Genomic DNA, 580 nt, shown 5'->3' with positions numbered 1-580 from the left:
GATGGGAATGCAGGCGGTCGACAATCTCGACGCCTTTTTTGCGGGCCGTGCCCTGCCCGACCGTGTCGCCTGAGGCGATCCTCGCCGACGCGATCGAACGCGCGCTTGTGCATCCGCGCCGGGTCCCGCTCGTGCTCGGCCTGTGTGGGGCTCAAGGGAGTGGGAAGTCGACCGTCGCCGCGGCGCTCGCCGCGCGCTTTCCGCATTCGGTGGTGCTGTCGCTCGACGATCTTTATCATATGCGGCGCGAGCGCGCACGGCTCGCTGCGGCGGTCCACCCGCTATTCGCAACGCGCGGCGTTCCGGGAACGCACGATATCGCGCTTGGGCTGGATACGTTTGCAGCGCTCGACGCGCGACAGGCGGCACCGCTACCGCGCTTTGACAAGGCGACCGACGATCGTGTCGAGGCAGCGCTTTGGACGCCTGCATCCGTGCCCGCGCAATTGGTGATCTTCGAAGGCTGGTGCGTCGGTGCCCGGCCGCAGGACGCGGTGGCGCTGCTGGATCCGGTTAACGTGCTCGAGCGCGAGCGCGACCCGCATGGGGTGTGGCGGCGCTACGCCAATGCCGCGCTTGC

1 protein-coding gene is annotated in these 580 nt (G+C 68.6%); it reads left to right on the top strand.

What is annotated here, in order from left to right; genetic code table 11:
* A partial coding sequence (locus AACY08_RS28205) for an AAA family ATPase (RefSeq protein WP_339472386.1) occupies positions 1–580 on the top strand: 580 nt, incomplete at both ends.

Origin of the sequence: Pseudomonas sp. EL_65y_Pfl1_R83, from assembly GCF_963970695.1 — a bacterium.
Taxonomy (GTDB): Bacteria; Pseudomonadota; Gammaproteobacteria; order Pseudomonadales; family Pseudomonadaceae; genus Aquipseudomonas; species Aquipseudomonas tritici.
This window is presented reverse-complemented; position numbering and strand designations above follow the sequence as displayed.